Annotated in this window: 14 protein-coding genes; 7 read left to right on the forward strand and 7 right to left on the reverse strand. The window is 71.2% G+C overall.

Annotation, left to right across the window (positions count from 1 at the left end):
- Positions 1–280: 280 nt before the first annotated feature.
- From ACIA5G_RS25275 to ACIA5G_RS25285, 3 genes are all read left to right on the forward strand, one after another.
- Entirely contained in the window at positions 281–1,156 is an 876-nt protein-coding gene (locus ACIA5G_RS25275) for a slipin family protein (RefSeq protein WP_395927263.1), read from the forward strand.
- A gap of 124 nt (positions 1,157–1,280) precedes the next feature.
- Positions 1,281–2,504 (forward strand): Acg family FMN-binding oxidoreductase, encoded by a 1,224-nt coding sequence (locus ACIA5G_RS25280; protein WP_395927265.1) that lies wholly within the window; start codon positions 1,281–1,283, stop codon positions 2,502–2,504.
- Positions 2,501–3,226: a hypothetical protein gene (locus ACIA5G_RS25285; protein WP_395927267.1), complete on the forward strand. Its 726-nt coding sequence runs from the start codon at positions 2,501–2,503 to the stop codon at positions 3,224–3,226. Before ACIA5G_RS25280 ends, ACIA5G_RS25285 begins: the two co-directional genes overlap by 4 nt.
- On the opposite strand, the gene ACIA5G_RS25290 is transcribed toward ACIA5G_RS25285, so the two are convergent.
- Together ACIA5G_RS25290 and ACIA5G_RS25295 are read right to left on the reverse strand one after the other, a co-directional pair.
- Positions 3,223–3,852, reverse strand: a complete 630-nt coding sequence (locus ACIA5G_RS25290; RefSeq protein WP_395927269.1) for a response regulator — start codon at positions 3,850–3,852, stop codon at positions 3,223–3,225. The genes ACIA5G_RS25285 and ACIA5G_RS25290 overlap by 4 nt on opposite strands.
- The gene (locus ACIA5G_RS25295; RefSeq protein ID WP_395927271.1) at positions 3,849–5,030 is read right to left on the reverse strand and encodes a sensor histidine kinase; all 1,182 of its coding nucleotides are present in this window, start codon (positions 5,028–5,030) and stop codon (positions 3,849–3,851) included. Before ACIA5G_RS25295 ends, ACIA5G_RS25290 begins: the two co-directional genes overlap by 4 nt.
- Before the next feature lie 210 nt (positions 5,031–5,240).
- Here ACIA5G_RS25295 and ACIA5G_RS25300 point away from each other — a divergent pair, with 210 nt between their 5' ends.
- A complete protein-coding gene (locus ACIA5G_RS25300) occupies positions 5,241–8,177 on the forward strand; it encodes a hypothetical protein (RefSeq protein WP_395927273.1) in 2,937 nt (978 codons plus the stop codon).
- Entirely contained in the window at positions 8,116–8,769 is a 654-nt protein-coding gene (locus ACIA5G_RS25305; protein ID WP_395927275.1) for a hypothetical protein, read from the forward strand. The genes ACIA5G_RS25300 and ACIA5G_RS25305 overlap by 62 nt, the downstream gene beginning before the upstream one ends.
- A 141-nt stretch (positions 8,770–8,910) precedes the next feature.
- Here ACIA5G_RS25305 and ACIA5G_RS25310 read toward each other — a convergent pair whose 3' ends face one another.
- The 3 genes from ACIA5G_RS25310 to ACIA5G_RS25320 are packed head-to-tail and all read right to left on the reverse strand — an operon-like array spanning position 8,911 to position 12,520.
- Positions 8,911–10,089 (reverse strand): cytochrome P450, encoded by a 1,179-nt coding sequence (locus ACIA5G_RS25310; RefSeq protein ID WP_395928000.1) that lies wholly within the window; start codon positions 10,087–10,089, stop codon positions 8,911–8,913.
- A complete protein-coding gene (locus ACIA5G_RS25315; RefSeq protein ID WP_395927277.1) occupies positions 10,089–10,796 on the reverse strand; it encodes a thioesterase II family protein in 708 nt (235 codons plus the stop codon). Before ACIA5G_RS25315 ends, ACIA5G_RS25310 begins: the two co-directional genes overlap by 1 nt.
- A complete protein-coding gene (locus tag ACIA5G_RS25320) occupies positions 10,793–12,520 on the reverse strand; it encodes a non-ribosomal peptide synthetase (protein ID WP_395927279.1) in 1,728 nt (575 codons plus the stop codon). The genes ACIA5G_RS25315 and ACIA5G_RS25320 overlap by 4 nt, the downstream gene beginning before the upstream one ends.
- Positions 12,521–13,024: 504 nt before the next feature.
- Between ACIA5G_RS25320 and ACIA5G_RS25325 the strand changes: the two genes are divergently transcribed.
- Both ACIA5G_RS25325 and ACIA5G_RS25330 read left to right on the forward strand, forming a co-directional pair.
- Positions 13,025–13,147: a hypothetical protein gene (locus tag ACIA5G_RS25325; protein WP_395927281.1), complete on the forward strand. Its 123-nt coding sequence runs from the start codon at positions 13,025–13,027 to the stop codon at positions 13,145–13,147.
- An 11-nt stretch (positions 13,148–13,158) separates the two neighbouring features.
- Positions 13,159–13,938 carry a class I SAM-dependent methyltransferase gene (locus ACIA5G_RS25330; RefSeq protein WP_395927282.1) on the forward strand — a complete coding sequence of 260 codons (780 nt, stop codon included), beginning with the start codon at positions 13,159–13,161 and terminating at the stop codon, positions 13,936–13,938.
- A 252-nt stretch (positions 13,939–14,190) separates the two neighbouring features.
- On the opposite strand, the gene ACIA5G_RS25335 is transcribed toward ACIA5G_RS25330, so the two are convergent.
- Both ACIA5G_RS25335 and ACIA5G_RS25340 read right to left on the reverse strand, forming a co-directional pair.
- Positions 14,191–14,385, reverse strand: a complete 195-nt coding sequence (locus ACIA5G_RS25335) for a hypothetical protein (RefSeq protein WP_395927284.1) — start codon at positions 14,383–14,385, stop codon at positions 14,191–14,193.
- A 21-nt stretch (positions 14,386–14,406) separates the two neighbouring features.
- Positions 14,407–15,339 (reverse strand): alpha/beta fold hydrolase, encoded by a 933-nt coding sequence (locus ACIA5G_RS25340; RefSeq protein ID WP_395927286.1) that lies wholly within the window; start codon positions 15,337–15,339, stop codon positions 14,407–14,409.
- Positions 15,340–15,719: the final 380 nt, after the last annotated feature.

Consider the following 15,719-nt stretch of genomic DNA (forward strand, 5'->3'; position numbering starts at 1 on the left):
CGATCGCCATGCCCGAGCGCGGAGGAAGGACGTTTGCGCTCGACTCGTCTGGGCTACGGCGGCTGCACCACCCACGAGATCCGGCAGGACCTGGTGGCTCGTGGCCTGGGCTCGCTGGCCATCACCTGGGTGTATCCACCGGACGCGGTTCTCGACGCGGCCGGACCAAGATCCTTCGGGTGCACCACGGTGTTGCAGCCGGCGCGGTCGACGACTGCCGACGCGCCACGAACCGCCGGAGGACTTCCGGCGGGCAGTTTCACCAACGTTGGGAATCATCATGAATGGCTGGATCATCGCCGCGATCGTCGTGGTCGTCCTGCTGCTGCTGGGCTTGTCGGTCAAGATCGTGAAGCAGTACGAGAAGGGTGTGCTGTTCCGGCTGGGCCGGGTCATCGGCATCCGGGAGCCGGGGTTGCGATTGATCATCCCGATCGTCGACGTCCTGCGGCAGGTGCCGCTGCGGATCGTGACGATGCCGATCCAGTCGCAGGGGATCATCACCCGGGACAACGTGAGCGTCGACGTCTCGGCCGTCGCGTACTTCCGCGTGGTCGATGCGACCAAGTCGGTCGTCGCCATCGAGAACGTGTACTCCGCGATCGACCAGATCGCGCAGACCACCCTGCGGAAGGTCGTCGGGCAGCACACCCTCGACGAGACACTGTCCGAAACGGACTCCATCAACTCCGACATCCGCCAGATCCTCGACGTGACGACCGTCGAGTGGGGTGTGGAGGTCACGTTGGTGGAGCTGAAGGACATCCAGCTGCCGGAGTCGATGAAGCGGGCGATGGCCAGGCAGGCCGAGGCCGAGCGGGAGAAGCGCGCCAAGATCATCAACGCCGAAGGCGAGTCGCAGGCCGCGGCGGCACTGGGCGACGCCTCGGACACCATGATGGCGCACCCGCTGGCGTTGCAGCTGCGCAACCTGCAGAGCCTGGTGGAGATCGGTGTGGACAAGAACACCACCGTGGTGTTCCCCGCGCCGTTGATGAGCACCATCGGCGAGCTCGGGTCGTTCCTCGCCCGCGAAGCCGCATCGGCGACCCCGCCGGTCCCGGCTCTGCCGGACGCGGTGGTCGCGCCCCCGGCTCCGGTCGTTCCCCGGCCGGAAACGCCGGTCAACGGCGGGCCGGTTCCGGCCTCGGCCTAGACACCCGGCCCGGCTCGGATGATCAGCGCACCGGTGCACCGGGGATGAGTGCTCGGCACTCTTTCCGGTGCACCGTGGAAACGTTTCCGACAAGGCGAACAAGGCATTCCTCAGGGAGATGGCCGTGGCGACGAACATCGAACCCCGTGCGGCGCAGAACGACGGCTCGCCGCCTCCGCCGGTCCGGACCCGCAGGTCCGCGCTCAAGGTTCTCGGCGCCGGCGGAGCCACGGTCCTCGTGGCGGCGACCGGCGTCGTCAGCTACCGGGCGTTCGACAACGGCGTCCTCGACGCCGGCTCGGGCGCTCCCTATGACGCGTGGTCGCACTGGCAGGAAGACGACAGTCCGGTGGGCGCGGTCGGCGCGGCGATCCTCGCCGCGAACCCGCACAACACCCAGCCCTGGCGCTTCCACGTCACTACCACCAGCGTCGACGTGTTCGCCGACCCGGCGCGGGACATGCCCTTCGTGGATCCACTGCGTCGTGAACACCACGTCGGCCTCGGTTGCGCCGTGGAGAACCTCGTCCTGGCGCTGGTCGCCCGCGGATTCCGGCCGACCGTGAGCCTGATGCCCGATCCCGCCGACCAGTCTCATGTCGCATCACTGGCGCTCGCGCCGGCACCGGCGAGTACGTCGCCGCTGCACGACGCGATCGGTGCGCGTCACAGCAACCGCGGCCCCTATCTCGCCCGGAACATCCCTGCCGCCGTGCTCGACGAGCTGACCGCCCATGTCGCGGATCTGGCCGGAATCGGGACACGGTGGTTCACCTCGGCCGAGGAGAAGGCAGCACTCAGCGCGGTGATCATCGCCGCGACGGAAGCGTTCATCGCCGACCCGCAGCAGTCGCAGGAGGCGTTCGGCTGGTTCCGCAACAGCCGCGACGACATCGACCAACACCGCGACGGGCCGACACTCGACGCGCAAGGCCTCAGCCCCGTCACGTTGACCCTGGCCAAACTGCTCCCCGCGTCCTCACGGACCGCCGGCGACGCGTTCTGGCTGGACCAGACCCGCACCGTGCACACCGCGACCGCCGCCGCGTACGGCGTCATCACCGTCGCGGACACCGACGACCCGGCCACTCGGCTGACCGCCGGACGGGCACTGCAACGCATCCACCTCGCGGCCACGAGTCTCGGTCTCGGCTTGCAGCACATGAACCAGATCACCGAACGCATCGACCGCGAACGCCGGCAAGGCGTGCCCGCGACGTTCGAGCCACGGTTGCGGAATCTGCTCGCCCAGCCCGGCAGACAGCCTTTGGTGACCTTCCGCCTCGGCTACCCGGTCCGCGCTGCACGGCCGAGCCCTCGCCGTCCTCTCGCCGCGGTGATCCGATGACCACGCGCACTCACCTGCTACCGGCGGCGGCAACGCTGGGACTCGTCGGTGGATCCCTGGGTGTGCTCGCGGGTGTTCTCCAGGCGACCGCCGGTGCGCACGTCCCGGAGTGGACCGGGAACAAGGCCGACCCGCTCGCGCTCGGCGTACTGACTGTCCTGCTCAGCGGCCTCGGTGTGGTCTGCGCCGCCGGACTTCGCGGCCCGCGATCGCCGTCACCGGCGCGCCGCGTGGCTGTGGGGGTCGGCCTGCTCGTACCTGGCGGTCTGTGTTTCAGCACCGTCGGTGCCCTGTGGTACCTGCCCGGCACCCTGCTGCTCGCGGCGGCTGTGCTCGTGCTCGGCAGCGGACCCGGGCGAGAAACCCGGCAAGTCGTCGCGGACAACTGGTTGCGCGGTCTGCTCAGTGTGTCGGGCGGCTTCGAATTGCTGATGGCGGTCAGTGCCGGCGAACCGGCGATCGTCGCCGTAGGTGTCCTCGGCGGCCTCGCGCTGCTCATTGCTCCCTGGACTCCGGCGGTTCGCCTTCGTGCGGTGCTCTTGCTGATCGGGACGCTGCCGTTCGCCGTCTTGACCTGGTGGAGCCTGGTGAGCCCGCTGCCGGCGGTGGTGGCGCTCGTCCTCGGAGTCATCACCCTGGGTCGCCACTGGCGACATCCTTCAGCGCACGCCGCGCCGGACCTCTCTCGGGATGCGCGCCGACTCGTCCCTCCAGGAACTTAAGCCTGCCAAGGGAATTCGCCGCCGGGGTGGGGGTACTCGTGGACGAGGCTGCGGATGTCCTCCACCGGCTCGTCGGTCGCCGCCCACTTGGCGCGGATGCGGTCGAGGTAGGAACGGACGGTGGGGATGGCGATGCCGAGTCGCCGGGCGGTGGCGGCGAGGGTGCTGCCCGTGCCGTAGAGGTAGAGGACCTGGAGCTCCTGCGGAGACAGCTCGGGCGGGTCGTCGTTGATGAGGGTCATGAGTTCGGCGGTGAGCGCCAGCTGTCCGGTGTGGACGGTGCGGATGGCCTCGGTGAGCTTGTCGGCGTCGTCGTTCTTGATGAGGTAGCCGGAAGCGCCCGCGTGGATGGTGGCGCGGACGTGGCGGCGGTCGCCGTGCACGGAGATCACCAGAACGGCGGCGCCGGTGGCGTGCAGGACGGCGACGTTGGCAGCGGGGTCGCTGCCGTCCTCCAGTCTCAGGTCCAGCAGCACCACATCGGCCGCGGTGCCGGTCTGAGCGGCCAGGTAGCCGGCGACCGTGGTGGCGGTGTGGACGACGACGATGTCGGTGGTGTCGGCGAGCAGTGCCCGCAGGCCCGCGGGGACGAGCTTGTCGTTGTCGATGACGGCGATGCGGATCATGCGGGCCACCGCAGGTCGATCCGGGTCCCCTCGCCGACATGACTGTCCACTGTGGCCTTCCCGTCGACCTCGGCCATGCGCTCGACGATCGAATGCCGGATGCCGTAACCGAACTCGGTGGTGTCCGGGTCGAATCCGCCGCCCTGGTCGACGACAGCCACGTTCACCGCCTCTCCGACGGCCGATGCGGTGAGGCGCGCACGGGTGGTCCCCGCGTGCGCGGCGACGTTGCCGAGTGCCTCCGCGCTCGCCCGGCACAGTGCGTCGACCACGTCGTTGGGGAGCGAGTCGGGCAGGTTGGCGAAGTGGTACTCCACTCGTAACCCGAGCGCGGCACTGGCACCGCCGGCCTCCAGCAGCGCCAGGGACAGGTCGGTGAGGTTGCCCGCGGGGTCGTCCGGTGCCGCACCGCGCAGGACGTCGACGCTGACCGCGCACTGCCTGCGCACGACGGGGTCGGGATGGGCGGCGGGGCCGGGGCCGGCGATCGCGGTCAAGATCCGCAGCGGGCCGTCGTGCAGGGCGCGGTACCGGCGGATCTGCTCGCGGAAGTGCCGGGTGCGCTCCTCGGTGTGCGCGCGCTGGGTGGCAAGCCGTTCCCGCGCGGAGATCACCTGCTGGGTCGCGACGTTCAGGTGGTGGACCACCCGCCGCAACTGCCGGATGAACACCAGGCAGCAGATGGCGGCACCGACCTGCCAGCCGATCGTGTTGACGAGCGAGGCGAAGTCCGCGCCCCGGTCCAGCAGCGGCAGCTGTCCCACCACGTTCGCCACGGCGAGCACCGCGCAGCCGGCCACGGTGGCCCGAGGGGAACCGCTGACCAGCGCGACAGCCACCGCGACGCTGACCGTGACCGGCTCCAGGTACGGGTTGGCCAGCGTGTCGAAAAGCTCGTTGGACACCGCCAGCGGCAGCACGACCACGCCGGTGGCGGTGACCGCGACGTCGATCGCCAGCACCCAGCCGGGAAGCGCGTCGCGGCGCAGCACCAGCGTGATCAGCACCGCGCTCCACCCGGCCAGCGCCGCGTACACGGACGCCGCCAGCGCAACCCTGGTGTAGGCGTGGATCTGCACGCCGCCGACCACGCTCAGGGCGACCATGGCCAGGGTGGCCAGCCGGAAGAACACCACCGATGCCGCCACGATCCCGCGCACCTGGCGATGCAGACCCATCACTGCGGCCACCTCGGTCTTTCCATCCTGCGGCTGCACCCGGCCCCAAGCCTGGCACCGAATCCTGCCCGGGTCCACGCCGCACCTGTGCGGCATGGACCGCAGCGAACGGCCCGCGCCACGATCGATCCGAAACCGACGCCCCCGCAACCGCTCGGAGAGCCGGGCGGTCGTGACCGAGAACAAGCCTGGCACACAGGAGGAATAGCGATGTTCATCCCGGCACGCAAGGCGCGTGGTGCCGTCCCGGCGTGCACGCGGCTGCCGCGACTGCTTTCGGTCGCCACCACCGGGGCCGTCTTCATCGGCGCCAGTCTCGGTGCGCCGCCCGCGTCCGCGGACACCCGGCCCGCCCACGAGCAGTCCGTGACCGTGGACGTCGTCGGCGATTCGTCCATGGCGGGCGACGGCCTCTCCGGGACCTACTCCGATCCGGCGGACCCGAGACACCGATCCGCGATCGCACCGGCTCTGCAAGCGCTGGCCCGCGTCCGGAGCGACGACTCGGGGCTGCGGGTGGACGCGAACCTCGTCGCCGCCGCCGGCGCGCGGACCGCGGACTTCTTCGCTGCCCAGACCGGGCCGGACCACAGCGTCGTCAACCCGCCGCAACGTGACCAGGTCCGCCCGGACGCCCAACTGGTCGTCGTCGGCTTCGGCGGTGACGACGCCCGGCTCGCAACGGTGCTCGCCGAAGCCAAGCGGACCACCGGCGGGCCGAACACGGCCCTGGACAAAGAGATCAAGGCACTCGGCCCGCTGCTGGACTGGACCGCGTCGGACGAGGAGTACCTCGACCAGGCCAAGTCGTCGCCTCCCGGCCAGGCACCCACGCTGGTCGCGCGGATGCTCCAGGTGCTGGCCGGGATCGCCACCCGCGCACCGCACGCCGGGATCGTGGTCACCACCTACCCGCTGGCCGCGGACCCGAAGAACGCGCACGCCGCGAGCCTGGTCGGCGAGGACGATCTGACCAGCGTGCGAAAGTTCGGCTACGACCTGAACAAGGCGATCGAGCGCGCTGTGACGCTCTGCGGTTGCGGCTCCCTCGCCGACCTCGCCGAAGCGATCGCGGGCCACGAGATCTACACCCCCGACTCGGTCTTCGCCGAGCAGGGCGACCGGCAAGAACCGTTCCGGCCCGACGACAAAGGTGCGTCGCTGATCGCCAACCCGATCGCCGACAGCATCGCGAAGGTCCTCCGGATCCCTCCGCCCAAGCACAGCGACGGGCAGGTCACCACCGCGGAGAACATCCACGTCCGTTACGGCGTGTCGGATCGCGACGGCGACACGGTCGCCGACTTCCAGGACTTCGCGCCCGACGATCCCGCCCGCTCGACCGACACACGCACGCCGTCGAGCGGGTTGCGCCCGGTCATCCAGGTGGCCGACGGCCTGGCACCGGGCGTGCGCCTGATCGGCCCGCACGACCGCCCGCCCGCGGAACCGCCGGGCGAGCAGCACGGGAGCCGACCTCCCGGACGCGAGCAGGCCGTCCCGGTGGACCACGCGGCCCCGGCAGCCGAACCCGCCGCCGCGCCACCGGTGCCCGGCAAGGACACCCCTGCGTTGTCGCAGGCGCAGATCGACGCGATGCGGGACGTGGTCTCCAAGGCGGAGCCCGCGGGCTACGTCAGCCGGTACTCGGCGCAGGCCTTGCGCGCCTCGACCGTCCCCGCGGACGTGCGCGGCTCGCTGGACATGCGGGCGGTCGACCGGCAGATGAGCGGTTCGGTGCTGAGCGACCTGCCCGACCCGAACGTGAAGAACGGTTTCCGCGACCGGTTCGGCGAAGACATCGGCGCCATCCACAGCGCGACCACGGTCGCTGAACAGGACGCCGCGATCGCGCGGTTCAACGAGACCGCCACGCAGTACAACGCCACCGAGCTGGCCGCACGGGACGCCTACGACGCCCACCCCGTCGACGCGCTGGGGGACACCGTCCGGGTGGCTCCGAGCTCCTTGGCGGAGGTGACTTCGGAGACCGCCCAGTCCGACACCACGGACTTCGGCTCGAACCTGCCCACGGCGGCCACCGGCGTCAAAGTGGGGCCCGCGGCCGAGGTGGGCGTGGAGGGGCGGACCGAGATCGGCGGTGTCACGGTCTCCGGTGACGCGGACGCCAAGGCACTCGGTGGAGAGGCCAACGCGAGCGCGGGCGCCTCGAAGGACGGCGTCAACGCGAAGGTCGGCGCGTCCGGCTACCTCGGCGAGGCGACCGCCGAGGGCTCGGCGAGTTACGGCCCCGCCGAGGTGGGCGTCAAGGGCAAAGCCAACCTCGGCGCCGAAGCCGGGGCGAATGCCACCCTCGGGGCCGAAGGCGTCGACGTCGGCGCGAAGGGGTTCGTCGGTGCGAAGGCCGGCGTCGACGGACACGCCGACGTGGCGGGGCTGCGGGTCGGTGGCACGGCCGAGGGCTGGTACGGCCTCGGCGCGGAAGGCCGCGCGCGGTTCGGCTGGGGCCCGGACGGCTCGTTCACCATCGGCGCCGACGCCGGAGTGGCCGTCGGTGTCGGCGGCAAGGTCGGCTTCAACGTGACGGTGACCCCGGGCAAGCCCCAGAAGGCGGTGCCGGGCGACATGGACGCCCCGAACCCGGGGGATCCCGCGGAGGACACCCAGCAGCCGAAGAGCCCGACCAGCGAGCTGGAGTCCGCCCAACCCGACCCGGCGGCCGAGGCCGAGCAGCCGGCTTCACTGAATCAGGCTCCGCCGTCGGATTTCGACGCGGACTACTCCGGCCCCACCCCCGGAACGACGGGTGAGAACGACGATCCCGGCGATGGTCCTGCTCCGGCGGCCGGCGAGGTCGCCGCTCCCACGGACAACGACGCGGACGCGTCCGGTTCCCCGGTGAACTCGGACGCCCCGATCAGCAGCAACGCGAGCGAGACTCCTGGCGACGTCGGTGATGCTTCCGGCACCGACTCCGCGGACGGTTCAGGCGACAGTGGCTCCGAGGGAGGAATCGGCAGCGGCGACGCGGGCGGAACAGGCGAATCCGCGACGGGGGATTCCGGCAGTGGGGACTCCTCCGGCGGTGACTCCGGCAGTGGCGACTCCGGCGGAGGAACGGGTGGTGGAGACTCCAGTGGTGGCATGGGCGGCGCGTCCGGCGGCGGCGACGGTGGCGGCTTCTGACCGCGGCTGTTCCGGACGCGACGCGAACACCCGGACCGGCACCATGCTGCGGCGCCAAGGTGGCCTGCGTGCTGATCCGTCAACCGAGGACTGCCGACAGGAGCACGGTTCGATGGTCACAGAGCTGCCCGTACGCATCGAATTCGCGCTGCCGGATGGCTGGCAGGCGGCTCCACCGGACGAGGTCGGCGCACCCGAAGTCGCGTTCGTCGCGGTGCGTCCGGTCTCTCCCGGCGGATTCGTCACCAACCTGACGATCGCGGGAGAGATCCGCGACCCGGCGGTGCGGATGGCGACGATCGCCGACGAGTCGGTGCACCGCGTCGAGAACGTCGCCGAGTCGGTGCGCGTTCGCGATCGTGCGGATCTCGGCCAAGGCGACGCGCCCGGCCTGACCCAGTTGCTGGACATCGAACTGGCCGAGGGCAAGCGGCTCGTGCAGTGCCAGGTCTACCTGCCCATCGACGACGCCCACGACCAGCACACGGTGCTCGAACTGGTACTCACCTGCACACCCGAACAGTTCGATGACGTCGCGTCCGACTTCCAGCGGTTCGTGGGAACCGTGCGACCCACACCGGCGCGCTCGTAGCGACTGGTTGCGTCGGCGACGAGGGCCAGGCTCGATGCGGGAGGCAGGGGTCCTCCAAGACAACGGAGACGATCACGACGTGTTCGTGCACGACGCCGTTGAACGATTCGGTCCGGCACCGATGGCAATCTCCTCGGACAGTCAGGCGGCGTGCAGGCGCACCGGCAGTTCGCGCACGCCCCAGGTGAAGTTCGACGCCGTGTAGCGGGGCTTACCCACGATGTCCACCGCCGCGACCCGGTCCAGCAGCTGTTCCAGGAACACCGTCAGCTCCAGGCGGGCCAAGCGCGCCCCCAAGCACTGGTGGCGGCCGCCGCCGAAGGCGAGGTGGCGGTTGGGTGTGCGGTCCACGCGGAAAATTCCCGCGTCGCCGAACTCGGCGTCGTCGCGGTTGGCCGAGACGTTCCACAGGGTCACCCGGTCGCCCTCGGCAATGTCGACGCCGCCGATGGTGGTGGGCGCGGTCGCGGTGCGCAGCACGTGCACGCCGGGGGTCGTCCAGCGCAGGACCTCCTCGACCGCGCCCGGCAGCAGTGCGCGGTCGGCGCGCAGCGCGGCCCACTGGTCCGGGTGCTCGATCAGGGCGAGCACGGCGCCGGCCGCGGAGTAGCGCGTGGTCTCGTTGCCACCCGCGAGGACCCCGTTGCAGTTCACCACTATCTCGGTGTCGGTCAGCGGCCGCTTCGTACCGTCCGCTGTGGACCGCCGGTCGGCGGCGATGCGGCTGACGAAGTCCTCGCCCGGTTTGTCCCGGCGGTCGAGTACCAGTTCCGAGAAGTACAGGAAGATCTCCGCGTGCGCGGCGAGCCTGCTCTGCTCGTCCTCGCCTTCGAAGGCGTCGTTCATCGTGCCGCCGAGCCAGTCCCATTCCTCCGGCGGCACGCCCATCAGCGCGCACACCACGCGCGTCGGCAGCCGGCGCGCGGTCTCGACGACGTCGACCTCGCCCGCGGCGACGGCTTCGTCGAGCAGGCCGCGTACCACAGTGCGCACCAGGTCCTCCGCGTGCGGGATCGCGGCGGGCGAGAAACCCTTGGCCAGCACCGTTTTCAGCTGCGCGTGGTCCGGCTGGTCGGAGACGATCAGCATCTGCCCGGTCACGGCGTCCACCGCGGTCGGGTTGGTGCCCAGCCGCATCCCGTGCCGGGAGCTGAACCCGGTCGCGTCGCGGTAGACCGACAGCACGTCGGCATAGCGCGTGACCACCCAGAAGCCGCCGTGTTCGTCGGGGTGCCGGCTGACCGGGTCGTGCTCGCGCAGCCACGCGAAGTGCGGCCAGAAATCGGTGCCGGCGAAGCTCAGGTCGTCGGTCAGGTCCATCAGCACAGCAGGCTCCCCAGCGCGGGCACGGTATCGTCGGCGAGGTCGGTCAGGAAGGTGTGGCCCCCGGCGAAGGACCGCCGGGTGGTGCCGGCGGTGCTGTAGCCGGCCCAGCCGTCGAGCAGGTGCGCGGGCACCACCGCGTCCAGGTCGCCGGACCACGCGTGGATCGGGCAGTTCACCCGGAACCGGTCGGCGAGCACGTGGGTGTCGGCGAGCTTGTCGTCCCGGCGCAGCACGTCGAGCAGGAACTCCTGGCTGTCCTCGTCGAGATCGCGGAGCTCGGGCGGGCCGGAGACGAACAGATCGCGCAGGATCCGCTCGTCGATGACCAGGTGCTCGGCGGCGGAGCGGTTGCCAGGGGGTTCGGTCGCGGCGAGGACCAGAGCGTCCGGGCCGGTCGCCCGCGCGAGCTCGTAGGCGAGCAGACCGCCGAAGCTCTCGCCGACGATGACGAGCGGCGCGCCCGCCCGGAGCTCGGCGAGGTCCGCGGCGACGGCGGTCACGGCCTCGGCGAACGTGGCTGGGTGCTCTTCGGCGAACCGGTTCTCCCGCCCGGGCAGTTGCACGCCGACCACCGAAACGGCCAGTCCGAGCCGGGCCTGCCAGCCGCGGAACCGGCTGCAGCCGGCGCCGCCGGGTGGCGCGCAGACCAGGGTCGGGCGGCCGGCGGGGGAGGGGTGCCACGGCACCACCCAGCCGGTCACGCGGACACCTCCGCGAGCCGGTCCAGCTGCGCGGCCAGCGCGGCCGGGTTGGGGTTGCCCAGTAGCAACGGGATCGACGCCCGCAGCCCGGTCCGCTTGCGCAGCGCGGCCACCATCCGGGCGGCGAGCAGCGAGTGCCCGCCGAGCTCGAAGAAGTCGGCGGCCACGTCGGTCACCGGCTGGTCCAGCACCTCGGCGAAGACGGCGCAGACCTCGTGTTCGCGGTCGGTGGCCGGTGCCCGGCCCGCGGGCCGGGCCGCGTCGGCGGCCAGCGCGAGCGCCGCCCGGTCGACCTTTCCGCGGTCGTCGTAGGGCAGTGCGGGCACGAAGTCCACTGTGGACGGGAGCAGGTGCTCGGGCAGGAACGTCCGGCAGTGCTCGCGCACGAGCAGGGCGCCGGCGACCGGGTCGTGCCCGTCGGCGAGCACGGCGGCGACGCCGAGGGTGCCGCCCGCGGTCCGCACGAACGCCGTCGCCGCGAGCACGGCCGGCAGCTGCTCCACGACCCGCTCGAGCTCGCCGAGCTCGATCCGGAACCCGCGCACCTTGACCTGGGTGTCGAGCCGGCCGAGGAACTCGAGCTGCCCGTCGGGGCGGGCGAGCACCTGGTCGCCGGTGCGGAACAGCCGCTCCCCGTCCACGGTGACGAACCGGCGCGCGGTGAGCTCCGGGTCGCCGCGGTAGCCCCTGGCGAGCGCGGTCCCGCCGAGGCACAGCTCGCCGCCGGTGCCCGCGGGCACCGGCCGCAGGTCGTCGTCGAGCACCCGGGCCAGGTAACCGGGCAGCGGACGCCCGATGGTCGTGACGTCGTCGCCGCGGGCGCTGTCGGCGCAGGTCGCGGCGATCGTGGCCTCGGTGGGGCCGTAGACGTTCAGCACCCGGTGCCGGGCCAGCAGCACCTCGAGCAGCCCGCGCGGGCAGTGTTCGCCGGCGACCACCACGACCTCGGCACCGGCGAGCGCGTCGGCGCAGGAAGCCAGCAGTGAGGGAGTGAGGCTGGCCGTGCGCGGCGCGACCGCGGCGATCCGGCCGGCGAGGTCGACGTGCTCGCCGTCGTCGGCGAGGTCGAGGATCGCCGTGCCGATGCCGTTCAGCAGATGCAGCAGCACGCACCAGAGCCAGCCGTCGAACGCGGGTGAGAGCGGGTTGATCCCGAGGCCGCCTGGGCCGATGTGGATGGTGCTCATGGCGCCCAGCGCGGTTTCCAGGCCCGCGTAGGTGACCTCGACGGCCTTCGGTCGCCCCGCGCTGCCCGAAGTGTGGATCAGGTAGGCGATCTTGCCCCCGGCCGCGGCGAACGGCCCGCCCCGGGCACGCTCCGGGTCGAGTACGGGCAGGTCGTTCGGCGCGCCGGGAGGCCGCGGTCCGAGGATCAGGGACACGCCGGCGCCCTCGAGCACCTCGGCGGTCCGGGCGGCCGGGTGCCGCTCGTCCATCGGCACCGCCGTCGCGCCGAGGCGCCACACGGCGAGCAGGCTCGCCACGGCCAGCCGGGATCGTCCGGTGGTCAGCGCGACCGTGGTGCCCGGTCCCGCTCCGGCGGCAGCCAGCGCTCCGGCGATCGCCGTCGTCCGCTCGGCCAGGCCGGTGAAGTCGAGCACGCCGTCCGGCGCGGAGCACGCCGTGGCTGTGGGCTGCTCGGCCGCCCACCGCTCGACGGCGAGCTCCAGCGACCCGATGCCCCTGCTTCGGGCGGCGTTCACCGGCAACGCGAGATCCGTCATCGTGCTGGAATCCATTCTTTTGGACGCGACAATGAAACCGGCAAGGGTTGCCCGGCGCGTTCGTCGACAGGGCGTGACCGTCAGACCGGGAAGGGCGACTGATCGCTGGAGAAGTTACGGCGAGATCGTGTTCGAAGCAATACCACTCGAAGGTGGTCGACCCTCTTCGCCTAGTCGGGCTGTACGCAGCGCAACTGCTCCGAATGCGTCCTCCGACCTCGGCATACGACCGTTCGTGGCAGGGTGGATAACCCGATCAGCGTAGGTATCCGACAGATTCACCAATGATTTGACAGTGTTGCGAATAGTGGCTAACCCCAACGCAAGCACCGGGCCATTGTGACTGCTCGTGACAGGAACCGGCTGACGGGCTTTTCCCGGCCGCATTTCCGGCGCGGGCAGCGCGGTGGCCGGCCGCGCAGTGACGCCCGTCACGCCCGGCCGCGATGACTACGCCAGTCGGTCCAATTTGGAGAACCGTCATCGGACGCGACTAGGGCTTTCGTGATCGTCGCCGCGTTCGTCGAGCCGGTTTTGGTTGAGGCGTGGAAAAAAGTGTGGTTTGGACCCTGTCGGACGCGGCGCCGCGAGCCGTACGATGCGTCGTCGCCCGATCTGATCGAATGAGGAAGCACCGGATGTCACAGACCATCGGCTGGAACAACTTCGTCGACACCCAGGCGCGGGCCGAGCAGCGCCGGCTCCGCCTGCTGGAGGAGAGCTTCGATCCGTTCAGCTTCCGGCAGCTCGAAAACCTCGGGGTGCGGACGGGGTGGCACTGCCTGGAGATCGGTGCCGGAGCCGGCTCGGTGGCGGCCAGGATGGCCGAGCTGGCCGGCCCGGAGAACGTGGTGGCGACGGACCTCAGCCTCGCCTTCCTCGGCCCGCTCGCCGACCTCGGGGTGACCGTGCTGCACCACGACGTCACCACGGACGACGCGCCCGGGGAGTTCGACGTGATCCACACCCGGTTCGTGCTGGAGCACCTGCCCGAGCGTGACGCCGTGATCAAACGACTGTCGTCCTGGCTCAAGCCCGGCGGATGGCTGCTCATCGAGGTCGGCACCACGCTGCCCGAGCTGTCCTCGCACTCGGCGACCCGCCAGACCATGGCGGCACTCGCGCGGGTCATGACGGACCGGGTCGGCACCGACCCGGAGTGGGCCCGCACCCTGCCGGTCCCGCTGGAGGCGGCCGGCCTGGTCGACTGCGCCGCGGAGGGCGTGGTCCTGCCGGCGCGAGGCGGACAGCCGCTGGCGGGCTGGCTCGAGAACACGACGAAGCTCGTCGAGGAACACGCGCTCGCCACCGGCCTGGTCACCCGGGAGGTGCTCGACGAGGCGTACACGAAGTACCAGACGTCGTCCTTTGTGGACTACAGCTGGATGACCGTCGGGGCGCGTGGCCGGCGAAGCTGAGCGCTCCGCCTCACCCACGGACAACGTAGCGTGGCTCGGTCGCCGCGCTGCGGAGTTCCTGGGGTTCCGGGTGCCGACCCCGGCCTACCGGCCGCTCAGGCGCGCCGGGAGGGACGGACAGGCGTAGAGGGTGGCGAACCGGGTGCCGGTGAAGGCGCGTTCGCACTCGCCGACCACGATCGCATCGATCGCAGGCGGTCAGGCAGAACGGCTGTCCGGAGCGTGTTCAACTCGTCGCTCGAGCCGTTGACGTCAGTTGCCGGGACGCACCTGAGCCCTCGCGCACGGGGGCAGGGCCGGGTCCTCCTCGACGATCGGTCGTCCGAGGTTGCCGGGTGATCCGATGCTCCCGGCCACGACCAGCGGCTTGCCGGTGCCCGCGAGCGCCTCCGGGGCGGCCGAGGCCGCGTCGGCGCGGCCGGGTTCTCCGAAAGTGGTGGCGACCACCAGAGCACCGTGCCCACGGGGTCATTTCGATGAGAGCGACCGGACGTGGGCGATCCCGGCCAGGAGAGCGGCGGTGAACTCCGCGGGCCGGACGACCGGCGCGTCGTGGTCGGCCGGCAGTGCGAACGACCGGGCTTCGAGCTGGCCGGCGAGCTGCCGCTGGGTGCCGGGGTGGCAGACCGTGTCGTGGGTCGTGATCACGACGGCCGCGGGTATCCGGCGGAGCCCGGCCACCCGGTGGCGCAGGTCGTATCGGCTGACCGCGCGTCCAGTCGCGAAGACTCCGCTCACCGAGGTGCGAGCCAGTTCGCTGAGCAGCCACGGCCACATCGCGGCGAGCTCCGGTGACGTCCGCCGACTCAAGCCGAAGTAGCGGGCGGAAATCGAGGAGCCGATACCGAGCCGGGCCAGTGGAGTCGCGGCGGTGAGGACGCGCCACACGGTCCGGTCGCGGAGGGTCTGACGGTAGTTCAACGCGGTCGCGGCCAGGACCAGGCCGGCGACCCGGTCCGGACGGGCGAGCGCGAGGTGAAGGCCGACCGGGCCGCCCAGCGAGTACCCGCACACGAGGACCTTGCCGACGCCGAGCAGATCGAGCAGGGCCAGGGCGTCCGCGGCGAGGTCTTCGATTTCGAACGGGCGGTCGGCGGGCAGCCCCCGGCCGTGCCCCCGCTGGTCGTAGCCCACGAAGCCGACTCGGTCCGCGACGAGACCGGGCATCACGCCGAAGTAGTTGACGTCCAGTGACCAGGACCAGCCGTGCAGCAGGAGCACCGGCGGATCGATCGCACCGGCGGGCCGGTGATCGCGCACGAACACCTCGCCGCGTCCCGGCAAGGTGACCAGCCGGCCGACCGGAAGCGACGGCACCGAGCTTCGGCCGCTCATCGGGGCACGGGTCGGTCCCAGGGCGGCGAAGAGCCGTCGTCGCATCGCACGGACTGCTTCGTCCATGACGGCATGGTTACTGGCACAGCGTCAATAGTCAACCTTGCTCGGCCGGATGCGGCCCGCCTGCCCGCCGGGTCCCGAGTGGAGCGATGAGCCACCAGGCGGGGCGGCGAAGGGGCGTGGTCGACCCGGGTCCACTGTGGTGGGTGCCAAGTCGTTGGTGTGACGGATTGATCGTGAGCGTCGCTCGGCGGGCGCCGTCCGGGGACCACGAGTCCAAGCGTTACCTTTTTGTTGCTTTTGGCGTTTCAGTAGTACGGGCATCTTGTTGGCCCATCGCCAACTGGGCCGGGTGGCGCTCTGTGCTGATCCGAACACACCAGGGATTCGTGAACACCTGTAACGGCGAGCCGGGTCGGTGTCCGATGATCGGCGGGTCCGCT

Source organism: Amycolatopsis sp. NPDC051758 (assembly GCF_044453095.1).
Taxonomy (GTDB): domain Bacteria; phylum Actinomycetota; class Actinomycetes; order Mycobacteriales; family Pseudonocardiaceae; genus Amycolatopsis.